Origin of the sequence: Lacrimispora sanguinis (assembly GCF_044987295.1) — a bacterium.
GTDB classification, from domain to species: domain Bacteria; phylum Bacillota; class Clostridia; order Lachnospirales; family Lachnospiraceae; genus Lacrimispora; species Lacrimispora celerecrescens_B.
Genome location: NZ_CP173277.1, coordinates 154,432 through 176,403, shown reverse-complemented (window position 1 = coordinate 176,403; position 21,972 = coordinate 154,432). Strand labels below are relative to the sequence as shown.

Sequence of the window (21,972 nt, the reverse complement as noted above, 5' to 3'; positions counted from 1 at the left end):
AAAAAACAGGGTATTTTGCCGCCGCCTTTTACAGCAGACTGCAAAATACCCTGTTACTTATTCCCACAACACAACTTTTCCCATATCAAGGGATTCCTGCACTTTAATGATCCTCTGATTGGATGACCCTTTAAACCGCAGCTTTAAATCCTTTTTTTCCACTTCAAACTTTCCGTCTACCAGGACATCCAGACAGGATAATATCCGCTTTGTCTCAGGTAGCCTTCCTGCCATATCTCCCAGAATATCCTTTTCAAAATCATAGCCGGTATAGCACCAGATCGTCTTTTCCGGAAACCGTTTCTTTACGTTCTCTACCAAAGACAGGATGCCCTTCTGATTCATTGGGTCCATGGGTTCTCCCCCCAGAAGGCTTAAGCCGGCAATATAGGTATGGTCTAAATATTCCAGTATCTTTGACCCGGTTTCTGGCCCGTATTCCTGGCCGTAATGAAAATCCCAGGCTTCGGAGTTAAAACACTCCTTACAGCGGTGAGTGCAGCCGCTGACAAACAATGATACCCTGACCCCCGGGCCGTTTGCTACATCCGTAGGCTTTATGGTCGCATAATTCATGGCACACCTCCTACAGATGAAGGACTCTGGATTTGATCTCTTTTGTCTTTCCGGTGTTCCAGAAATTCTCTCCCAGATAACCACAGGTTCTTCTGGTCACGTTCATCCGTCTCTTATCTTTGTTATGGCACTGAGGGCATTCCCATTCCATATCTTCATTGATTATGATCTCACCGTCAAAACCGCATTCCTGGCAATAATCTGATTTGGTATTAAACTCTGCGTACTGGATGTTATCGTAAATGAATTTCACCACTTCTTCCATAGCTTCCAGATTGTTCTGCATATTAGGAACCTCCACATAGGAAATGGCCCCGCCGGAGGAAATAGTCTGGAACTGGCTCTCAAAGGTGAATTTTTTAAACGCATCAATGGGTTCCCGCACATCCACGTGATAGGAGTTGGTGTAATAGCCCTTGTCCGTCACATCAGGTATGTTTCCGAACCGCTCTCTGTCAATTTTAGCAAACCGGTAGCAGAGAGATTCCGCCGGTGTCCCGTATAAGCCAAAGCCAAGGCCGGTCTGCTTTTTCCACTGGTCTACAACCTTCCGCATATAATTCATGACGCGGAGAGCAAACTCTTCTCCTACCGGATCGGTCTGGCTGACCCCCTTCATAAGCTTTGTGGTCTCATAAAGGCCGATGTATCCTAACGATATGGTAGAATAGCCATTTTGAAGGAGCGGGTCGATCTTTTCTCCCTTTTTAAGCCTTGCAATGGCGCCGTACTGCCAGTGAATCGGGCTTACATCGGAAAGAGTGCCTTCCAGTGATTTATGTCTGCACATCAGGGCCTCATAGCAAAGATTCAGACGTTCATCTAAAATCTTCCAGAACGTATCTTCGTCTCCCTTTGCAAGAATACCGATCTGCGGCAAGTTTAAACTTACCACTCCCTGATTAAATCTTCCCTCAAACTTATAATTGCCATTCTCATCCTTCCAAGTAGATAAGAAGCTTCGGCAGCCCATGCAGCTGAATACATTGCCTTCGTAATTTTCCCTCATCTTCTTAGCAGAAATATAATCCGGATACATGCGTTTGGAAGAGCATTTCACCGCCAGCTTCGTGATATAATCATATCTTCCGCCCTTTAAGCAGTTATTCTCATCTAAAACATAGATCAGTTTAGGGAATGCAGGAGTGACATAAACGCCGGCTTCGTTCTTGATTCCCTCAAGCCTCTGTCTAAGAACTTCCTCCACAATCAGGGCATTTTCCTTTATGTATTCGTCATTATCATCAAGGCATAAGAACAGGGTTACAAAGGGAGCCTGTCCGTTGGTTGTCATTAAGGTGTTGATCTGGTACTGAATGGTCTGGACACCGGATTTCAGCTCATCTCTCAGACGGATGGCAGCCATCTTTTCCACCATCTCAGGAGAAATCGTATCCCCGAATTCTACACGGATCTGCTTATGGAATTTATCATTGCTTTTTCTTAAATATTTTCCCAAATGACGGATATCTACGGACTGGCCGCCGTACTGGTTACTTGCAACAGCCGCTATGATCTGGGTCATGACCGTACACGCCACCTGAAAACTCTTAGGACTCTCGATCATTTTTTCATTCATCACGGTGCCGTTATCCAGCATATCACCAATATTGATCAGACAGCAGTTAAAAATCGGCTGTACGAAATAATCCGCATCGTGGAAGTGAATGGAGCCCTGGTCATGGGCAAGAGAAATCCGCTCCGGAAGCAGCATTCTTCTGGTTAAGTCTCTGGACACCTCTCCAGCGATGTAATCTCTCTGAGTCGATGCCAGAATGGTATTCTTGTTGGAATTTTCCTCTGCCAGTTCCTTGTTTTCATTTTTAATCAGTTTTAAGATAGACTCATCGGTTGTGTTTGCCTTCCGAAGCAAAGCCCTCTGGTAACGGTAAATGATGTATTTTTTGGAAAGCGTATATTTGTTCTTATTTACCAGACTGCTCTCGATCATGTCCTGGATGGCTTCCACACTGATCACGCCTTCGTTATCTCTCTCCACATGATCCAGTATTGCATCAATCATTTCCTCTCCAGCCCGCTCAGAAGCTTCCACCTCTGCATTGGCTTTCCGAATGGCTGTAATGATTTTATCCCTGTCATATTCCACAATTCTGCCGTCACGTTTTTGAACTTTAATCATCCCTGTCACCTTAACCTCTTCTATATTTTGTATCTCTAAGTTTTGAATCACTACATATAGTGCCTATCTCATTATACACCACAACTAAAAAAAGTAAAGGGAATTTTTTCTTGTTTATCGTATGAAATTTGTCCTTGGGATTTCCTCCCAGGCGGGAAGGCTGATTCCAGCGGCTTTTCCAACTTCCAGACATTTTAAAAGCCATGCCATATTTTTTCCGAGAGCTCTCATGGTGTGAAGCCCCTCCAAATCCTGCTCCACCTCCTGAGGTGTAAATCCGTGAACCATGTTCCAGTAAGTGGAGGAAACCACCGGCATCTGGGCAATGGTAAAATATTTGTTTAAGACATCAAGAGAAGCGGTGGTTCCTGCCCTCCGGGCGGAAACAACAGCTGCTCCCGGCTTAAAGGCAAAATCTCTTCCCGCATAAAACAAACGGTCCAAGAAGGAAAGCACGGTGCCATTGGGAGATGCATAATGAACAGGGGAACCTACAATTAACCCTGATGCTGTTTCCATCTTATCCAGCACCTGATTAACCAAGTCATAATTAAATACGCATCTTCCTGTTTCCGAACATTTCTGACAGGCAATACAGCCATGGACAGACTGGCTTCCTACATGAAGGATTTCTGTCTCAATGCCTTCTTCATTCAAAGCCCAGCTCACTTCAAGAAGGGCACGGTTGGTACAGCCTCTCTCATGAGGGCTGCCATTTAACATTAGTACATTCATCATTTATCCATCCTTTCATTCAAATAACTATATATCCAAAAGCCCCATTAAATCCTCTTTGGTCAGATTACTTAAGGATACGGTTCCCTCTGTAATAATCTGATCCGCCAAATCCTTTTTGGATTCCTGAAGCTTTAAAATATTTTCCTCAATCGTCCCCTTTGTGATCAGCTTGAATACACTCACCTGCTTCTCCTGGCCGATCCGGTGTGCCCGGTCCGTGGCCTGGTTCTGAGCCGCCACATTCCACCATGGGTCAAAATGTATGACCACATCGGCTGCAGTTAAGTTAAGCCCTGTACCGCCTGCTTTTAAGGAAATCAGGAACAGAGGGATCTCATCATCTTTAAAGGAATTTACCATATGGAGCCTATCTTCTTTCGGCGTTGCTCCGGTTAGTATATAGTATGGAATCGCCTCTTTTCGCAGCCTTTGAGCGATCACCTCTAGCATGGAGGTGAACTGGGAAAAGAGCAGGATCTTGTGCCCTCCTTCCACTCCGTTGCGAACCAGGTCTATGCAGGTTTCCAGCTTTGCGGATCCCCCTTTGTAATTCTCATAGCATAAATGAGGATCGCAGCAAATCTGCCGCAGTCTGGTAAGCGCAGCAAGAATCTGGATGTTATCCCTTCCCGAACTGCCTTCCAAACTCTCAAGCTCCTGCTTTAGTTGGAATGCATTGGCCGTATAAAGTTCTTTTTGTTCTTTGTCAAAAGCAGAATAAACAATGTTTTCCAGCTTGTCCGGCAATTCTTTCAGAACATCTTTCTTAAGCCGCCTTAAAAGAAAGGGGCCGATCAGGCGGTGAAGGCTCTCTAACACCGGTCTTTCCTGATCCCTGACAATGGGAAGTTCATAATCCTTTTTAAATTTCCGATAGGTGAAGAGAAATCCCGGCATCAGGAAGTCAAAGATGCTCCACAGTTCTGACAGACGGTTTTCAATGGGAGTACCGGTTAAAGCAAACCGATTCTCTGCATCAATATTCTTCACCGCTTTTGCACTCTGAGTGGATGCATTTTTGATGTACTGGGCCTCATCAATGACCTGAAACCGGAAGGACTTATCCTTATAAAGATCAATATCCCGTTTTAATAGATCATAGGAAGTAATCAGCACATCCACCTCATCCGTATGCATTAACAGCTCTTCCCGCTCTCCTGCCAAACCGGTGATTGTCGCAACGTTAAGAGAAGGAGCAAAAATGTGAAACTCATTCTCCCAGTTGTAAACCAGGGATGCAGGGCAGACGATCAGGGATGTTGTATGTTCCTTTTTTTCTGCTTCATCAAGAAGCAGGGCAATGATCTGGATGGTCTTTCCAAGTCCCATGTCATCAGCCAGAATTCCGCCAAAGCCGTAGCTGTCAAGCGTCTTAAGCCAGCGGTATCCTGTCTTTTGATACCCTCTTAACACATGGCGCAGAGGCAATGGGACCTCATAATCACTGTCCTCCACAGACTTCATTCCCCGTACTACTGCCTTATAGAGCTGGTCCCGGTATAGGGTAATGCCGTTTCCCTCTTTCAAAATGCTGTCCAGATAAAGTGCCCTGTATTTGGGAAGGCGGAAAGACTTGCCAAACATATCAGGATCAGCAGACAAGCCATCAATGAGCTTTGCAACCGTCATAAGCCCGTTGTCGTCAAGACTAATAAATTCCCCGCTTTTTAAGCGGTAGTACTTCTTTTTCTGGCTGTACACTTCCAAAAGCCTGCTTAAGTCCTCTCCTGACAACCCGGCCGTATCCACATCCAGTTCCAGCCAGTTCCCTACGCTCCGGACTCCGATGGATACCTTGGGAGGAGGCAGAACTTTTAGCTTTTTAAAGGATTCGGAAAAATAAACCTCTCCCAACGCCATGAATTCGCTCATTCCTGACGTAAGTAACCGGTATACCGCTTCCTCATCTTCCCGAATGGCCGGATATTCCGATTCATATTCTTTATATTTAAAGTACCGGGTTATCAGACGGCTGATGCGGAACTCTCCAGGCACATCCCGGCATACGGTACGAGGAAGGCGCTCATCTTCTACCGGCTGGAACGAATAGTCTCCATAGGAAAGGGTTGGTTTTAGAATCAACCCGCCCTGCCCATCGGAATCAAAGTCAAACCTTGCCTTTAACTCTTCCGGTTTATAAGCCTCTAAATCCAGTTCTTTGGAATCAATGGTGCAATAGGCAGCAATCCTTTTTAAAACCCGTTCATAGAAAAGAGGCATGTCCTTGTCATTGATTTCCGTTTCGTAAGAAGGTTTAAACCCTTCCATCATCTGCCCCAGAAATACGGATAGGGCTTCGCTGCAGGACTGGTCGCAGCAGTATAAGTATTTCATATCTGCAAGATATAAGCGGTGTTCGCCTTCAAAGGTCAGAAGTTCCCGGTCAACGGACACCAAAACCCCATCCCGTCCCTGGCGCTTTACCGTAACCTTTAAGTCCGGATTTCGGTCAACAATCATTAACTGCCGCTTCTGTCCTTTGTAATCTTCAAATTCCAGGGTCTCTCCCATCATGATTCCAAAAAAACGGTCCCGGTTTGCGCGGCTTAAATTCAAAAACCGCAGAACAGGTTTTGTGGAAAAGGAACTTTTCTGAAACTGTTCGTAATGCTCACAATACGCATTGACAATCTCCAGCACAAATTCCAGAAGGGGCCGGCTCTCCTTAGCAAAAGCAGAAGGGGTGTGATGAAACGCCAGGTTTTTGCCGTATTCCACATAGGTGCCGTTTTCTACTGCATTGGCAAATGCAGCCAGGTCCTTCACCATGTAGAGACGGTCCCTTCCCAGCTTAAACTCCAGCTTCACTTCTCTTTTGCTTACCAGGAGGGACAGGGAAAGTTTTACCTGTTCCTCTTCTCCCTCGCTCATGATCCGGGACACTTCCCGGTTGGTATATTCCCGGATCATGGCTCTTGCCTGCTGGGAAGTGAGAACAGGTCTCCCGGGGTTTGACTCCTGTTCCTTATACACCTCAAACAGAGCTTTGCAGTGAGGACACATCCCTCGGTAGGAATTTCCCTGGGCACAAGAACAAGAGTAGTCAAAAACCTGACTACCCTTGATATGCAGATTTGCCTTATATTCCTTTCCCTGGTCCTCCACCAGGGCACTGACGCCTGATTCGCCCTTCCAAAAGGTATTTGTCGTCAAGTGTGATACTCTCATAGTTCCTCACATCCGTTCACCATTACATTCGTTCCGGCGCCTCGATTCCCAGTACGCCAATGCATGCATTTAATACATCCTTGGTCAGTCTGATTAAACGGATCCAGGATGCCTGCCGTTTTTTATCCTCTTCGGATATGATTTTAGTATCATGGTAAAAACGGTTAAATGCATTGGCAAGTTCGTAAATGTATTGGCATATTTTATGGGGCGCAAGCTCCGTAAAGCCTGTTTCCATGATTTCATTGTATCTGGAAAGCTGAAGCATTAAATCTTTTTCCGCATCCGTTGCAGCTGCAAGAATCTGCTCCTCACCCTGGTATTTATCCTCAACGCCCTGGTATTTTGCCAGAATAGACTTTATTCTTACGATCGTATAAAGGATGTAAGGGCCGGTATTTCCCTCAAAGGATACGAAACGGTCCATGTCAAACACATAGTCCTTGGAAGCCTGATTAGATAAGTCTCCATACTTTAAGGCCGCCATTCCCACGATCTTTGATGTTTCCTCCGCTTCTTTCTCTGAAACGGTACGGTTCTCCATAATCTTTTCGTAAGCTGCCTGGCTGATGTCAGAAATCAGGGTTTCCAGACGCATAACTCCGCCGTCCCTTGTCTTAAATGGCTTACCGTCTTTTCCGTTCATGGTTCCAAAGCAAAGATGAGACATCTTTTTATCCTGTGATACAAAGCCTGCCTTTTTCGCCACACGGAACACCTGGACAAAATGCAGTTCCTGGCGTTTATCCGTAAGATAGATGTACCAGTCAGGCTTTATATCTTTCTCACGTTCAATAATGGTTCCAAGATCAGAAGTAGAATAAAGGGCTGCACCGTCAGATTTTCTTACAATACAGGGAGGAAGTTCTTTGGTATCCCCCTCTTCTCCAATATCCACAACAAGGGCTCCCTGGCTTTTATAAGCAAGGCCCTTATCTTCCAGCTCTTTTATTAAACCGGCAATATAGGGTTCCGCATCGCTTTCGCCTTTCCATAAATCAAAGGAAACATTGAGGTTTCCGTAATTCTTCTTTAAATCGGAAACAGATACTTCTATAATATGCTGCCAGATGGCACGGTAAGGTTTAAAACCATTTTGCAGCTTCAAAGTGGCATTATGGGCTCTGGTGCTGAATTCCTCGTCGGATTTGGCTTTTGCACTGGCCGCCGGGTATATCTCTTCCAGCTCACCGATGGTAAAAGGTGCTTCCTTAGGATACTCCCCTTCATAGGACTCGTCAAAATAAGGAAGCTCCGGTTTCCTGTCCTTAAGCTCCTCAATGATCAACCCCATCTGAAGGCCCCAGTCTCCCAGGTGAACATCTCCAATGACATGATGTCCCAGAAAGCGGCCCAATCTCTTAATACTTTCCCCGATAATCGCGGAACGGAGATGACCTACGTGCAGAGGCTTTGCAACATTGGCTCCGCCGTAATCCACCACAATTGTCATGGGGTTTTCTGTTCTTTCGCAGCCGCACTGTTCTTCGTCGGCCATGCCGTTCATATAGTCTGCCAGATAATCTGAGTTAAGTTTTAAATTGATAAATCCCGGCATCACTGCATCCACCGCAGCAAATACATGACTGCCCGCAAGCTTTTCCACTACTTCCGATGCAATATCAAACGGTTTCTTTTTATAAGCCTTGGCTGCTGCCATGGCTCCGTTACACTGGTATTCGCAAAGGTCCGGACGATTCGATAAGGTTACCTTTGCATAAGCCTCATCATATCCGCAGTTCGCAAATGCTGCCTTCATCTCTGCTGTAATCAAATCAAGAATCTTCTTCATCAGTTCCTGGTCTCCTTTTTCTATTCCAGATATTTCTACGCTAAATATTAATTATATTACAAGTGACCTTAAAAATCAAATTCTTTTCCCTTTTCTTTTCCAAAACTATACTGCTCCATGATCTTCAGCCACATGGACAGAAATAGGTGATCCGGTAATAAAATAAGCGCCTTTTTAAGTTATGAGGATCGCACAATCCTTATCTTTTCCCAAAAAGGTGCTTTCTTTTTATTATTTTATAATATTTACCTTCTATGCTTGCAATATTCTCTTATTGCACTTCCCCGTATTTAAATATTTTCCCGTATTAATCTGCACGGATTGCCATATGCTATCTGATGATCAGGTATATCCTTTGTCACAATGCTCCCTGCACCAATCACAACGTTATTCCCAATGGTCACACCTGGCATAATAATCGCACCGCCTCCAATCCAAACATTGTTACCAATAACAACAGGCGCTGTCTGTGTTTTACAAAAAGAAAAAGAACCATCTTCTTTTATCTTCCCAAAACGCTCTATGGCATTTGTAGGGTGGAATGCAGTATATATTTGTACGTTAGGTGCAATAAGGGCATTATCCCCGATAATGATTCTATTGTCATCTAAAAAAGTGCAGTTCATATTTACCTCGCAGTTATTACCAAAGTAAATATTATTCCCGTAATCAACAAAAAACGGTGCGGTAATCCATAAGTTAGATCCTCGCCCACCTAATAATTCTGTTAAAATACGTTCTTTTTCCACTGCATCTTCAGAATTCGTCTGGTTATAATCCCGTATAAGATTCTTTGCTTTATGCCATTGGGTTAATAATTCCTTATCCCCGCAATCATAAAGTTCTCCTGCTAACATTTTCTCTCTTTCAGTCATGTTATGTCCCCCGCTCAACTTCCTATTTAACAAACTATACCATAAATGAACACAGAAATATAGCGGTTTTAAAAAGAGCTGCCCTGCAAATATCTTTAAAGCATAAAAACAACGCAGGAATATTAGAGCGATCCTTTCTACGTTGTTTTCTCAATATCATACATAATTAATAAAAGGACCTTGCAGATCGCCCGGTCCTTTTCCTTTTATACTCTGGACAGATATTCACCTGTACGTGTATCAATCTTAATCTTGTCACCCTGATCAACAAATAAGGGAACATATACCACCGCACCGGTCTCAACCGTAGCTGGCTTGGTAGCGCCCTGAGCGGTATCACCCTTGAATCCCGGCTCTGTTTCTGTAATAACTAATTCCACGAATAACGGAGGCTCTACGGAGTATACCTTACCATTATAAGAACATACCTTAACCGTTTCATTCTCTTTTACAAACTTTAACGCATCACCGATTACATCTGGAGATAACGCCATCTGCTCATAGGTATTCGTATCCATAAAGTTATGAAGATCTCCATCAGCATACAGATACTGCATGTCAAAGCGATCGATTCTTGCCTGTGGGAACTTCTCTGATGGGCGGAATGTGCGCTCGTTAATGCCGCCGTTTAACACATCTTTAATCTTAGTTCTTACGAATGCAGCACCCTTTCCAGGTTTTACATGCTGGAACTCCATAATCTGATAAACAGTACCCTCGATCTCTAATGTGATACCGTTTCTAAAATCACCCGCTGATATCATAAATGATATTCCTCCTTGAATTTCTCTTCTTAACCTTTTATATTCTATACTATAACAAATACATTTTCAACAGTTTTTTACAAATATCTCCCTTTTCTTGAATCTAAGCAATTATTTTCCTGTTAAATAATCCATTGCAAGAGCATATCCCTTCAGTCCGAGGCCAACTACTTGTCCGGTGCAAACAGGTGCAGTCACCGAAGTATGGCGGAACTCTTCTCTCTTATGGACATTGGATATATGGACTTCAATCTTAGGAATCTCTACGGAACTCAGGGCATCTCTAACGGCATAGCTGTAATGGGTAAATGCCCCGGGATTAATGATAATCCCTTCTGTTCCATTGTGATATGCCTCCTGAATTTTGTCGATGATTCCGCCTTCATAATTGCTCTGAAAGACTTCCAGTTCATGACCTTCACTCTGCGCTTTTTCTTCCAGCATGGATACCAGCGCATGATAATCCTCTGTTCCGTATATCCCCTTTTCGCGGATTCCTAAAAAGTTTAAATTCGGCCCGTTTAATACAAGAATTTTCATATCCCTTCTTCCACCTTTCATCCCATGCTTTCCAGGCAAAGCCCATATGCACCGGATCAGCCAGCTTGTCCGAACCGTCTCATCCGTATTATAACCTGTCAGGTTGTCTTTTACCCGTCAGATATGTTCTTTTACCTTACATTGTACTCTTTTTTCTTTTCTTATCTCTGTGGTAAAAATACAGCACAACTTTCTCTAAATATCTCTTTAAAACAATTTGGATTTCTTCTTTTGGATGAATCGGCCTGACCAGAATGCTATGGATTCCGGCTCTTTTGGCTCCATAAACATCAGTAAAAAGCTGATCCCCTACAAAAACCGTATGTTTTGCATTCGTTCCCATGAATTCCATGGCTCTTTGATAGCCTTTTCTCCCGGGTTTGTTTCCTTTAAAAATATAATGAGGACTTCCCGCAGCTTTGGCAAAGGAAGCCACTCTCGGCTCTTTATTATTGGAAAGGAGGCAGGAATCCATCCCAAGCTCATGCAAATGTAAAAACAATTTCTTAGCTCTATCATCTGCAGGCGCATCATGGGGCACCAGAGTATTGTCAATATCAAAAATCACGCCTCTGATCCCATTTTTATATAATTCCTTAAAGGATATGTCATATGCAGATGCCGCATCTTCATCCGGATAAAATACTTTAAACATAAGTCTCCTACTTTTTCAACAGTTTTCCTATTTCTTCCATAAACGTACTCACGTCTTTAAATTCCCTGTATACGGAAGCAAAGCGCACATAAGCCACCTCATCCACTTCCTGCAGCTTTTTCATGACAAGCTCTCCGATCACCGTGCTTTCTACTTCCTTTTCTTCACGGTTGAAAACCTGGGTTTCTATCTCGTCTACCATGGAATCAATCTGCTGGGATGATACCGGTCTCTTATGGCAGGAATGAAGAATTCCTGCTTCTATTTTTGAACGGTCATAAACTTCTCTGGAATTATCTTTTTTAATTACCATAAGGGGCATGGTTTCAAGCTTTTCATAGGTTGTAAACCTCTTCCCGCATTTCTCGCACTGTCTTCGGCGCCTGATGGAGCTGTTGTCGTCTGCCGGTCTGGAATCAATGACCTTTGTGTCTGCTTCATTGCAAAATGGACATTTCACGTATCTGGTCCTCCTGTCTTTCGGACTGTAATTTTATTGTCACGAATCGAACTTCGTTTTATATATCATAGCTTACAATCCAAAGATCCGCAAGCCCATCCTCCTTATATCCCGCATCTTTCCGTTGCTTTTTCCAAATCCACATTTACAAGGATGATGTCCGGACCCACCTGCCTTATGTCGCAGAAGGGAATTACAAACTCCTTTTCCCTGACTAAAAAACCGCAAAAGCATCCTGGACCTGGTACAATAATGGCTAAAAGGCATCCTGTTTCCATGTCAAAATCCACATCGCCAACAAATCCTAAGCGTCTGCAGTCACAGATATTAATTACTTCTTTTTGTTTGAGTTCACAAATGCGCATAGATACACCTCCTTTGTATATTCTATGCGCATCCATCCTTCATGACACGGCCTATCACTGATTTTCCTGGTTCCACATGGATTCAAAGGAGACCTCTACGTCTCTTCCGGGGAAATCAAGAGAACGCCGCTCCTTAAGATCCAGATAATACTCTGTTACGGTAGCTTGAATATAAGGGAGGGCCCAGAGTAAGCCAATTCCCATGGAGCAGTATCCCAGGGCTACCATCCCAATGAAGCTCATTAAAAGGTAAAAATAACCTCCCTTATTGCCCTTCATCATGGCTGCACTTTCCTTAAGACTCCCGATCACTCTCTGATCCGGAGACTCGATGAGAAGGAACATGGACTGGGATAAATACAGCATTGTAATAATATTTCCAATAAGCAGAAGCAGGTACATAAGTACCAGCAGTACTACCATAATAGGAATAAAATCAGTGATGACTGCTACAATGAGTACTACAAAGTACGGGATTCCCCAGGCAAATCCAATAAAAAGATTAATAAAATAAAGTCCTATAAACCTATGTGGCTTGTTCTGAAAAGCAAAGAGTAAATCAGACAGCTTAGCGGTATTGCCACTACACAGATTCATATAAATCTTTAATACTCCCGGTTTTAAAAGGCCGTATACAGAGAGAATTATCAGGAACGATATATAAACCCCTGCTCTTAAGACCACATATCCCGCTGATACGCTGCGTCCGCCGCCTAAAAAAGGTTCGCTTAAAAATCCCATAGAAAAGGATGTTAACATGTACACCAGAGTTATTGCCAGAAGAATGCCACATTCTATAAACTGGATACCAATACAAAAACCGTATTTGCCTTTCAATGTTCGCTTTGCACGCCTTTTAAGTTCTGATGATGAAGTTTTCATGAAAACACACCTCCAAACCCCAAGCTACTCATCGCCGCTGTTCCAAGAAATACGATTATAACCAGTACAACAAGAACAAAGGCAATGGATGAAGTAATAAGGCCTGCCTTAGCATAACTTTCAAACCTGTCTTCTGTCCTGGAAAGTAAGGCAAACAGAATTCCCAGGCTTCCGAAGATCACTCCTCCGTAACAGCAGCAGGAGGTTATAATTCCAAGAATTCCCATGACCAGAGAGGCTAGGGCCATGCTGCTCTGTGCCGGACTCTCTGGCTGTTTATATACGGTATCGCGATTCCAATCCTGGGTTTCCTGCCAGGAATCATTTTGATGATCCTGATCCATTTCTATCATCTCCCTTTCTGTTATAATATATAACTTACTTAAACTTTCTAAGCAAATGAATGGGCTGCTTTTCAGCCCGCACATCCGATTGTCGAAAAAGTTTTTGCTTTCGACAATATGGCAATTATACAATATTTTCCATTGTCTGTAAAATTAATATTTTTTTTAGCAAAAACCGGGAATAAAAATACCAGTAGGAACAGCCGCTGATTAGGAAGTTTTATCACATCCATTCCTCCTGCTGTGAGATAGTCATAGATCTGCCTATTAGCCTCCATCCACATGAAAATGAAAGGTTTTAAGTATGAAAATCCGTCAACATTTACATTTAGACTTGATTTTTTCTCTGTTTTATATAGAATGTTGATAATTCATCATATTGAGCGATCCACATATAAATGGTAAAATATACAATAAAGTGAATTACATACCGAAAGGAGAATTTTTATGGAGTTTCTTAAAACCAGGGGGAAAGCAATTGTAACAGAATCCGGCAGTCCGGTCTATCTGCGCGGCACCTGCATCGGCGGTTGGATGAATATGGAAAACTTTATCAACGGTTATCCGGGAACGGAAATTTCCTTACGAGAGCACATGGCTGCCAGACTGGGGAAAGAGGATGGAGAATTTTTCTTCTTAGAAATGATGAAAGAATTTTTGTCTGAAAAGGATCTGAGTTTTATCGCTTCCACCGGGGCGAACTGCGTGCGCCTGGCGCTCAACTACCGGCATTTTGAAGATGATTCCGAGCCCTTTGTATATAAGGAAAAAGGATTCGAAATTCTGGAAGCCGCCATCACCCTATGCGAGCGCCACCACTTATACGTGATTTTAGATATGCATGCCATACAGGGCTGGCAGAACACCCACTGGCACAGCGATAATGACGGAGGCATCTCCCTGTTCTGGAGCGATGCCTGCTACCAAAAGCGCTACATCAGCTTTATGCAGGAGCTTGCCCGGCGTTTTTGCGGCCGCTCTGCAGTGGCTGGCTATGAATTGTTCAATGAGCCAAGCTCCAGTTGCCGCAGCGGGGATTATCCCTTTAACATGTACGAAAATTTCACCTCAGATTACGAAACCTTCAACCGGATTGTAAGAAATACCGTACATGCCATCCGGGAAGTTGACCCGGACCACATTATCTTTATCGAAGGCGACTGCTATGGACATAATTTTTCCGGCCTGGAGGCCCCTTTTGCTGAAAACCTTGTTTATTCCTCCCACGATTACATCGTCTCCAGCTTCGGTCCCGGCAAGTATCCTGGACACTATGATGAGCTGCATAATGACCGGGTGGAGACAGCCAGCTACTGGGATTATGAAAAGCAGATAACCCATATCAAGGAAACAGAGGGCTGGCAATTTTCCGAAAAATACCAGGTTCCTTTATGGGTCGGGGAGTTTGGTTCCCAGTATTGTACTGGGGAAGAGGATGTTCCAAACCGCCTGGCATCCATGGATGACCAGTTAAAGGCAATGAATGAACTGGGCCTTCACTGGACCACCTGGACCTATAAGGACTGCGGAACCATGGGCTGGGTAACGGTTAAGCCCGATAGCGAATATCTTCGGCAGGTCGCCGGGGTCCAGCGGCTAAAGGGTCTCTTAGGAGCTGAAAACTTTACCGCCTGGCGCAGCGAATGCCCTGGTAAAGAAGTGACCAGGGATTTTACCAAATACATGTTGTCACTCCTGGATGAAGCACCGAATTATACCTTCGGCACTTTTCAGAAATGTATGAACTACGCTCTGCTGACCGGCTTTGCCGCAGGTGTCTTACAGCCGGAATATGCAAATCAGTTTAAAAACTTAAGCCGTGAGGATATCTCCAGAATTATGAAATCTTTTGCTTTGGAACATTGCGATAAGAATGAACGGTATCTTGAGATTTTAAGACAGCGGCTGGCGCAATAGATGATGCCGCAAAAAGCCCGGTCAGGCGTAGCCATACATTAGATATCCGACAAAAAGGCCGTTATGGAAGATGCGTAAAGCATTCCATAACGGCCCTTTATTTATTTCTTAAGGAATTCCCTGTTTAGAAAGAAGGAACTACTGCGCCTTCATAGGTGTCTTCGATAAACTTTTTAACAGTATCGCTTGTTAAAGCTTCAACAAGAGCTTTGGTCTTCTCGCTGCTTTCCTCACCAGCGCGAACCGCAATAATATTACTGTAAAGGGTTGCTGCCACAGACTTTGCGTCCTCCACAGCCAGAGCATCGGATACCTTTAAACCTGCTTCAATGGCGTAGTTTCCATTGATAACAGCCACATCCACATCGCCTAAGGAACGGGGAAGCTGAGCTGCTTCTACTTCAACGATTTTAAAGTTCTTATCGTTCTTTACAATATCATTCTTGGTAGCATCCAGTTCAACACCTTCCTTTAATCCGATCAGACCCTGGTCTGCCAGTAAAAGAAGCGCTCTTGCCTCATTGGAAACGTCATTTGGAACTGCGATCTGGGCTCCGTCCGGAAGCTTATCAATAGAATCTGTCTTTCCTGCATAGATGCCAAATGGCTCATAATGAATGGCTGCCGCACTTACAAGGTCGGTTCCTTTTTGCTCATTGAACTGATCCAGGTATGGCTTGTGCTGGAAGTAGTTGGCATCTAAGTCTCCGGATTCAAGAGCCATGTTTGGCTGCACATAATCCGTATATTCCTTTACTACGAGTTCATAACCTTTTTCTTTTAAAATATCTTTTGCAGCATTTAAAATCTCTGCATGAGGGGCTGGAGTTGCTCCTACAACGATCTTCTCCAGCTGGCCGGTTGTTTCTGCTGCTGTTGTTTCTTCTGCTTTTGTTTCCCCTGATGCTGCTTGTGTTGCTGCAGTTGTTGCGGGTGCTTCCTTACTTCCTGAGCATGCAGTTAACGCTGCTGCTGCAACCAATGCAGCTGAAAATACATAAAGTGACTTTTTCATAATTGTTCCTCCTTGAAATTTTTTATGGTAACGCCTGAGGCAGTTACTATTTAACCCGTTTGTCGCTCTTTTTGGATAATCTCATTCCGGTTTCCTGAATGATCTGGACGATAATCACAAGAATCGCGACTGTTACAAACATCATCTGTGTCTGATAACGGTAATATCCATATCGAATCGCTATATCACCAAGACCGCCGCCGCCTACAAACCCGGCCATAGCGGAATAGGATAATATGGTTGTTACGGAAAGTGCTGCTCCTACCAGGAGGGAAGGCTTTGCCTCCGGAAGGAGAACCTTACAAATAATTTGAAACGTAGAAGCACCCATAGATTTCGCCGCTTCTACCACACCACTGTCTACTTCTTTAAAAGAAGATTCCACCACTCTGGCAACATATGGGGCAGCTGCTATTACTAAAGGCGGAATCACGGCCTTGGGTCCCAAAAGTGTTCCAACAATCATTTTTGTAACGGGTATTACCATGATAAGCAAAATAATAAAGGGTATGGAGCGAAACAGATTGATAACAAGTCCCAATACCTGCTGGAGCCAGGGGATTGGATGAATCCCATCCTTATCTGTAACAATTAGTATGATACCCAGAGGGATACCGATAAGATAAGAAAATACGGAAGATGTCAGCGTCATAAACAAAGACTCTCCTATACCGGTAATAAGCATTTGAATCGTTGTCGCATCAAAGGTCATGTTTCTTCACCTCCTCATGTGTAATCCCTGCTGTTTTTAAATAACTTAGCACTCGGTTCTGGTCCACCTCATTATCCGGAAGTTGGATAACCATCTGTCCCATAGCAGTTCCGTTAATATCCCTGGTCTCGGCATGCATAATATTTACCGGTACTTTACAGGTTAATATCATATTGGCGAGAACCGGTTCAAAAGAAGACCGTCCGTCAAAGGAAATCCGGACTCTTTTGGAGCCTCCGAAACGGCTGACTTGTTCTGCTGCATCTCCTAATATGAGCTGTCTGCCAATCTTTGACTTTGGCTCAGAGAATATTTCCTTTACGCTTCCCACTTCTGCAATGTGGCTCTGGTCAATAATCGCAACCCGGTCACAGATCGCTTCTATTACCGACATCTCATGGGTGATGACAACTACAGTAACCCCCATGGACTTGTTAATATCTTTTAAAAGCCCAAGTATGGACTTTGTGGTATTTGGATCCAAAGCACTTGTAGCCTCATCGCAAAGGAGAACCTTTGGATTGGTTGCCAGGGCTCTTGCTATGGCGACCCTTTGCTTCTGTCCTCCTGACAGCTGGGCCGGATAAGCCTTGGCCCGGTCCTTAAGACCAACGATTTCCAAAAGCTCCATGGCCCTCTTTATTCCATCTTTCTTGGGCGCATTGGCGATTTCTAACGGAAAGCATACATTCTGTAAAACATTCCTTTGAGCCAGTAAGTTGAACTGCTGAAAAATCATGCCCATGGACTGTCTGGCCAGCCTCTGTTCCCGCGGCCGCATGGATGCCAGACTCTTGTTTTCAAAAAGTACATCTCCTGATGTAGGTACTTCCAGATAATTGATACAGCGGACCAAAGTACTTTTTCCGGCTCCGCTTAAGCCGATAATTCCAAATATCTCTCCCTGTTCTATGGACAGGTTGATATCGTCTAAGGCCTTAATCGGGCCATTGGCGGTACGAAACTCTTTTCCCAGTCCCACCAGCTGAATAATAGGTTCTGCTGACTGCATTTGTCCATTTCCTTTCTTTATTCCCGCCCAACTTCGTGGGCATAATGGGATAACCGTAAGTTGTTTCTTTAAGATACAAAAAGGCCGCAAGCCCTGCACAGACTTGCGACCTTAAATTTTCCGCGTATTGCTGCTCTCAGCGAATTAATCACAATCCATACAAATGAAACGATTATCGTATTTTTATGCACTCTGATACACGACACATCATCATACACATGCCGTTCATCATGTTCATATTCATCTGCATGGCTCTCCACTGGTTCATGGCAGCTACTCCTCCCACTGATTCCTATAGGCAAACTAGGAATTACTTTATGAGGCGTATTTTACGCTCTCTTCTTATTTTTGTCAATACTTATTTTAAAATTTAAAACAAAAACCTAATTTTATGAACATAAGTCTACAATCACCTGCGCGAATATCTTTGCGCTTACAATCAGTTCTTCAATGACTGCATACTCATCTGCCCCATGCATCCGGTTATCTGTCCCCGGCATGGAAGCTCCGAAGGCAACACCGTTCTTTAATTCATGGACATAGGTACCGCCGCCCATGGATACGCACTCTCCTTTGCGGCCTGTATAGCTTTCATAAGCATTTAACAGAGTCTTTACAAACTCCGAATTTCCATCCACATGGTGAGGCGGCTTCATGGAATCATTATGAAGGGTAAAGCCCTTTTCAGCCATGTTTCTTCTTACCACTTGAAGGACATTCTCCTCAGTCGCACAGACCGGACACCGGCTGTCAAAGGTTCCCTCAATACCGGATTCTGTTACCTTTAATAAGCTGAACGCCAGAGTTAAGCTGCCGGAAAGCTCATCTTCCATTGCGATCCCAAGAGCTTCTCCCTTCGTATCCCCGTGAGGGATCAGTTCTAAAAGGCGGCGGATCATGGTCATCTGCTCACATTCTGCCAGAGGAAGTTCTGTTAAGAAGGAAAGAAGCCCGGTCAATGCGTTATTTCCCTCCTCGGGAAGAGAGGCATGAGCGCTTTCACCGATTGCAGTTATGACTGCTGTGTCTTCATCCAGCTTCAGTTCAAAACGGATTCCCGTCCTTTTTTCACACTCTGCCGCTGCATGTTCAAGGGTTTTTGCATCAAGGCCCTTCACAACTGCATTGGCCTTTCCAGGAACAACGTTTACTTTGGTTCCGGCATCTATGCTCACCAGTTTGGGAAGCAAATCAGAAGCTGTCCATTCTGCGGTGAAATGGCCATTTAAACCACCCTTTTCCGTGTTCACAACCGGGAAGGAGCCGTCAGGAGAAAATGTCATTGGTGCTTCTTTTTCTATGGAATAATAATGAGCGATATCTGAGCTTCCGCACTCTTCGTCAGTTCCAAGGATCAGACGCACATTTTTCTCAAGAGGAATATTCAGCTCTTTCACCGCTCTCATGGCATAAAGAGCTGCGACAGCCGGCCCTTTATCATCCGCTGTTCCTCTGCCGAACAATTTATCTCCTTTTACTACCGGCTCAAAAGGCTCCGTTTCCTTCCAGCCTTCACCTGCCGGCACCACATCAAGATGGGCCAGAATATCAAGCTGGCGTTCCTTATTGTTTAAATCTGCCGTTCCAACATAATTATCATAATTGGTGATGGAAAAACCGTAGGACTCTGCAAGATCCAGTGCTTCGTTCAAAGCTTCAAACGCACCCGGTCCGTAAGGCATCCCTTCCCGGTATGGCATCTTTTCACTGTTAATGCGGCACAGCGTACAGATGTCTTCTATCATTTCCTGTTTATGTGACTCTATATATTCTTCTATTTCTTTCCTATACATGATCCACACCCCTTTTTTCTTATTTCATCATAGATGCCAGTACTTCATTTACCGCCTTGCCGTCTGCCTTTCCCTTTACCTTGGGCATCAGGACCTTCATAATTTTTCCTTTATCTGCTCCTGTAGGAGTTTCAATTCCAAGTTCCTTAAGAACAGACTCAATAATCTCCTTAATCTGCTCCTCTCCCATATCCTCCGGCGCAAATTCCTTATAAACGGTAATACGGTACGCTGCTTCTTCCCTGATATCCGTCCTGTCTTCCGGCGCAAGATCATGAGTTTCCTGATTCTGCTTGATTTCCTTCTTTACAATTGTATTGGCCTCATCTTCCGTAATTGGGGTATGGTCCTTCTTATCGATTTCAAAATTCTTAAGAGCAGAAAGAAGCATGGATAAGGCATCTTTTCGCGGTTTATCCTTTGCCTTCATCGCCTCTACCATTGCTGCTCTTACTTCATCAATCTTACTCATTGTCTGCTGCCTCCTTATTTTTTATTCTAATTAAACCGTTACCGGCTTTCTGTCATCTCATTTTTGCAAGCAATATGCAAAACGTGTTTTACTTAGTTGTGACCGAATTCAGAAAGCTTCAGTCCCGGATTACGGTCTAGTACCATGCCAACGCTCCAGCTGTTTACAAATAAGAGAAGAGGATTGTCCTTTAAATCCTTGATCCGCTTCATATCGGACGTACCCTGAATCTTTGCTACATCAAGTTCTTCTTTGTTCACGATCCAGCGGATATATTCATATGGAAGCTTTTCAAGTCTGACTTCCACATTGTACTCATTTTCCAGACGGTAGGTCAATACCTCAAACTGCAGCTCACCCACAACTCCTACGATGATCTCTTCCATTCCGGTATTAAACTCCTGGAAGATCTGAATGGCACCTTCCTGTGCGATCTGGTTTACGCCCTTAATAAACTGCTTTCTTTTCATGGTATCCATCTGCCGCACTCTTGCAAAATGCTCTGGCGCAAAGGTGGGAATACCCTCATATTCAAATTTTTCATTGGATTTGCAAAGAGTATCTCCGATGGAAAAAATGCCCGGATCAAAGACTCCGATAATATCACCTGCATAGGCCTCTTCCACGATCTTCCTGTCCTGGGCCATAATCTGCTGCGGCTGGGACAAACGCATTTTTTTGTTGCCCTGCACATGGTTTACTTCCATGCCCGCGTCAAACTTGCCGGAGACGATCCGCATGAATGCAACACGGTCTCTGTGAGCCTTATTCATATTGGCCTGTATTTTGAATACAAAAGCGGAAAATTCCTCTTCAAAGGGATCCACAACTCCTGTTGTCGTCAGCCTTGGCAGAGGCGAGGTTGTCATCTGAAGGAAATGCTGCAAAAATATCTCCACACCAAAGTTCGTAAGAGCAGAACCGAAAAATACGGGAGATAAGTCTCCCCTGCCGACACGGTCCATATCCAGCTCATCGCTGGCACCGTCAAGCAGCTCGATATCCTCCATAAGCTGTTTATGATAGCTTTCTCCGATCATTGCATCCACCTGGGCATCTCCCAACTGGACTTCCGTAGCTTCCACTTCCTTCTGGCCGTTGGTAGTCGCCCGGAATGTGGTTATGGTTTCTTTAAAGCGGTCATATACCCCTTTAAACTCTCTTCCGCAGCCTATGGGCCAGTTAACCGGACAGGTCCGGATCCCAAGCACCTCTTCGATCTCATCCATCAGTTCAAAGGGGTCTCTTGCTTCCCGGTCCATCTTATTCACAAATGTAAAAATGGGGATATGACGCATAACGCAGACTTTAAACAGCTTGATGGTCTGGGCCTCCACACCTTTGGAACCGTCAATGACCATGACAGCGGAATCGGCCGCCATAAGGGTACGGTAGGTATCCTCAGAGAAATCCTGGTGGCCTGGTGTGTCCAGAATGTTGATGCAGAATCCGTCGTAATTAAACTGTAACACAGAGGAGGTGACGGAAATACCTCTCTCCTTTTCAATCTCCATCCAGTCGGAAACGGCATGCTTGGCGCCCTTTCTTCCTTTTACGGTTCCGGCCAGATTAATGGCTCCTCCGTAAAGCAGAAATTTCTCCGTCAAGGTAGTCTTTCCCGCATCCGGATGGGAAATGATGGCAAATGTTCTTCTCTTTTTAATTTCTTCCGCTATATTCACAAAAATAGTTCCTCCAAAATTTACGTCTAGATCTCGTCTATTGTAGTATGATTCTAACCATAAGTCAAGA

General features: G+C 44.2%; 20 protein-coding genes. 1 reads left to right on the top strand and 19 read right to left on the bottom strand.

Going from position 1 to position 21,972, the window contains the following annotated elements:
- Nucleotides 1–57 precede the first annotated feature (57 nt).
- From nrdG to ACHZES_RS00730, 13 genes are all read right to left on the bottom strand, one after another.
- Nucleotides 58–576, bottom strand: coding sequence for an anaerobic ribonucleoside-triphosphate reductase activating protein (nrdG, locus tag ACHZES_RS00790; protein ID WP_154520837.1), 519 nt, complete (start codon nt 574–576; stop codon nt 58–60).
- A gap of 10 nt (nt 577–586) precedes the next feature.
- Nucleotides 587–2,716 carry an anaerobic ribonucleoside-triphosphate reductase gene (gene nrdD, locus ACHZES_RS00785; protein ID WP_038280887.1) on the bottom strand — a complete coding sequence of 710 codons (2,130 nt, stop codon included), beginning with the start codon at nt 2,714–2,716 and terminating at the stop codon, nt 587–589.
- Nucleotides 2,717–2,830: 114 nt separating this feature from the next.
- Nucleotides 2,831–3,451 carry a flavodoxin family protein gene (locus ACHZES_RS00780; protein ID WP_038280819.1) on the bottom strand — a complete coding sequence of 207 codons (621 nt, stop codon included), beginning with the start codon at nt 3,449–3,451 and terminating at the stop codon, nt 2,831–2,833.
- A gap of 27 nt (nt 3,452–3,478) precedes the next feature.
- Nucleotides 3,479–6,622, bottom strand: a complete 3,144-nt coding sequence (locus ACHZES_RS00775; protein ID WP_395547314.1) for a DEAD/DEAH box helicase — start codon at nt 6,620–6,622, stop codon at nt 3,479–3,481.
- A gap of 22 nt (nt 6,623–6,644) precedes the next feature.
- Nucleotides 6,645–8,414, bottom strand: coding sequence for an arginine--tRNA ligase (gene argS / locus ACHZES_RS00770; RefSeq protein ID WP_395547315.1), 1,770 nt, complete (start codon nt 8,412–8,414; stop codon nt 6,645–6,647).
- A 290-nt stretch (nt 8,415–8,704) separates the two neighbouring features.
- Nucleotides 8,705–9,289, bottom strand: coding sequence for a sugar O-acetyltransferase (locus ACHZES_RS00765; protein WP_395547316.1), 585 nt, complete (start codon nt 9,287–9,289; stop codon nt 8,705–8,707).
- 206 nt (nt 9,290–9,495) lie between these two features.
- The gene (gene efp / locus ACHZES_RS00760; RefSeq protein ID WP_154520842.1) at nt 9,496–10,053 is read right to left on the bottom strand and encodes an elongation factor P; all 558 of its coding nucleotides are present in this window, start codon (nt 10,051–10,053) and stop codon (nt 9,496–9,498) included.
- A gap of 111 nt (nt 10,054–10,164) precedes the next feature.
- Nucleotides 10,165–10,593, bottom strand: a complete 429-nt coding sequence (gene aroQ / locus ACHZES_RS00755) for a type II 3-dehydroquinate dehydratase (RefSeq protein ID WP_154520843.1) — start codon at nt 10,591–10,593, stop codon at nt 10,165–10,167.
- Between the two features lie 136 nt (nt 10,594–10,729).
- The gene (locus ACHZES_RS00750) at nt 10,730–11,248 is read right to left on the bottom strand and encodes a YqeG family HAD IIIA-type phosphatase (protein ID WP_154520844.1); all 519 of its coding nucleotides are present in this window, start codon (nt 11,246–11,248) and stop codon (nt 10,730–10,732) included.
- A 7-nt stretch (nt 11,249–11,255) separates the two neighbouring features.
- The gene (gene nrdR, locus ACHZES_RS00745) at nt 11,256–11,708 is read right to left on the bottom strand and encodes a transcriptional regulator NrdR (protein WP_038280808.1); all 453 of its coding nucleotides are present in this window, start codon (nt 11,706–11,708) and stop codon (nt 11,256–11,258) included.
- Between the two features lie 104 nt (nt 11,709–11,812).
- Entirely contained in the window at nt 11,813–12,073 is a 261-nt protein-coding gene (locus ACHZES_RS00740; protein ID WP_025233467.1) for a PRC-barrel domain-containing protein, read from the bottom strand.
- A 54-nt stretch (nt 12,074–12,127) separates the two neighbouring features.
- Nucleotides 12,128–12,955, bottom strand: a complete 828-nt coding sequence (locus ACHZES_RS00735; protein ID WP_395547317.1) for a DUF975 family protein — start codon at nt 12,953–12,955, stop codon at nt 12,128–12,130.
- Nucleotides 12,952–13,299, bottom strand: coding sequence for a DUF4190 domain-containing protein (locus ACHZES_RS00730; RefSeq protein WP_154520846.1), 348 nt, complete (start codon nt 13,297–13,299; stop codon nt 12,952–12,954). Before ACHZES_RS00730 ends, ACHZES_RS00735 begins: the two co-directional genes overlap by 4 nt.
- Nucleotides 13,300–13,746: 447 nt before the next feature.
- Between ACHZES_RS00730 and ACHZES_RS00725 the strand changes: the two genes are divergently transcribed.
- Nucleotides 13,747–15,216, top strand: coding sequence for a glycoside hydrolase family 5 protein (locus ACHZES_RS00725; RefSeq protein WP_395547318.1), 1,470 nt, complete (start codon nt 13,747–13,749; stop codon nt 15,214–15,216).
- 124 nt (nt 15,217–15,340) lie between these two features.
- Here the strand turns inward: ACHZES_RS00725 and ACHZES_RS00720 are convergent, their stop codons facing one another.
- The 6 genes from ACHZES_RS00720 to ACHZES_RS00695 form a co-directional block, all read right to left on the bottom strand.
- A complete protein-coding gene (locus tag ACHZES_RS00720; RefSeq protein ID WP_038280803.1) occupies nt 15,341–16,231 on the bottom strand; it encodes a MetQ/NlpA family ABC transporter substrate-binding protein in 891 nt (296 codons plus the stop codon).
- A gap of 46 nt (nt 16,232–16,277) precedes the next feature.
- Nucleotides 16,278–16,943 (bottom strand): methionine ABC transporter permease, encoded by a 666-nt coding sequence (locus ACHZES_RS00715; RefSeq protein ID WP_038280801.1) that lies wholly within the window; start codon nt 16,941–16,943, stop codon nt 16,278–16,280.
- Complete coding sequence (locus ACHZES_RS00710) at nt 16,933–17,955, bottom strand: methionine ABC transporter ATP-binding protein (RefSeq protein WP_038280884.1); 1,023 nt, start codon at nt 17,953–17,955, stop codon at nt 16,933–16,935. The genes ACHZES_RS00715 and ACHZES_RS00710 overlap by 11 nt, the downstream gene beginning before the upstream one ends.
- A gap of 389 nt (nt 17,956–18,344) precedes the next feature.
- Nucleotides 18,345–19,748, bottom strand: coding sequence for a dipeptidase PepV (pepV, locus tag ACHZES_RS00705; protein WP_395547319.1), 1,404 nt, complete (start codon nt 19,746–19,748; stop codon nt 18,345–18,347).
- Nucleotides 19,749–19,767: 19 nt separating this feature from the next.
- Nucleotides 19,768–20,220 (bottom strand): GatB/YqeY domain-containing protein, encoded by a 453-nt coding sequence (locus tag ACHZES_RS00700; RefSeq protein WP_395547320.1) that lies wholly within the window; start codon nt 20,218–20,220, stop codon nt 19,768–19,770.
- Nucleotides 20,221–20,312: 92 nt separating this feature from the next.
- On the bottom strand, nt 20,313–21,902 hold the full coding sequence (locus ACHZES_RS00695; RefSeq protein WP_395547321.1) for a peptide chain release factor 3: 1,590 nt from the start codon (nt 21,900–21,902) through the stop codon (nt 20,313–20,315).
- Between the last annotated feature and the right edge of the window lie 70 nt (nt 21,903–21,972).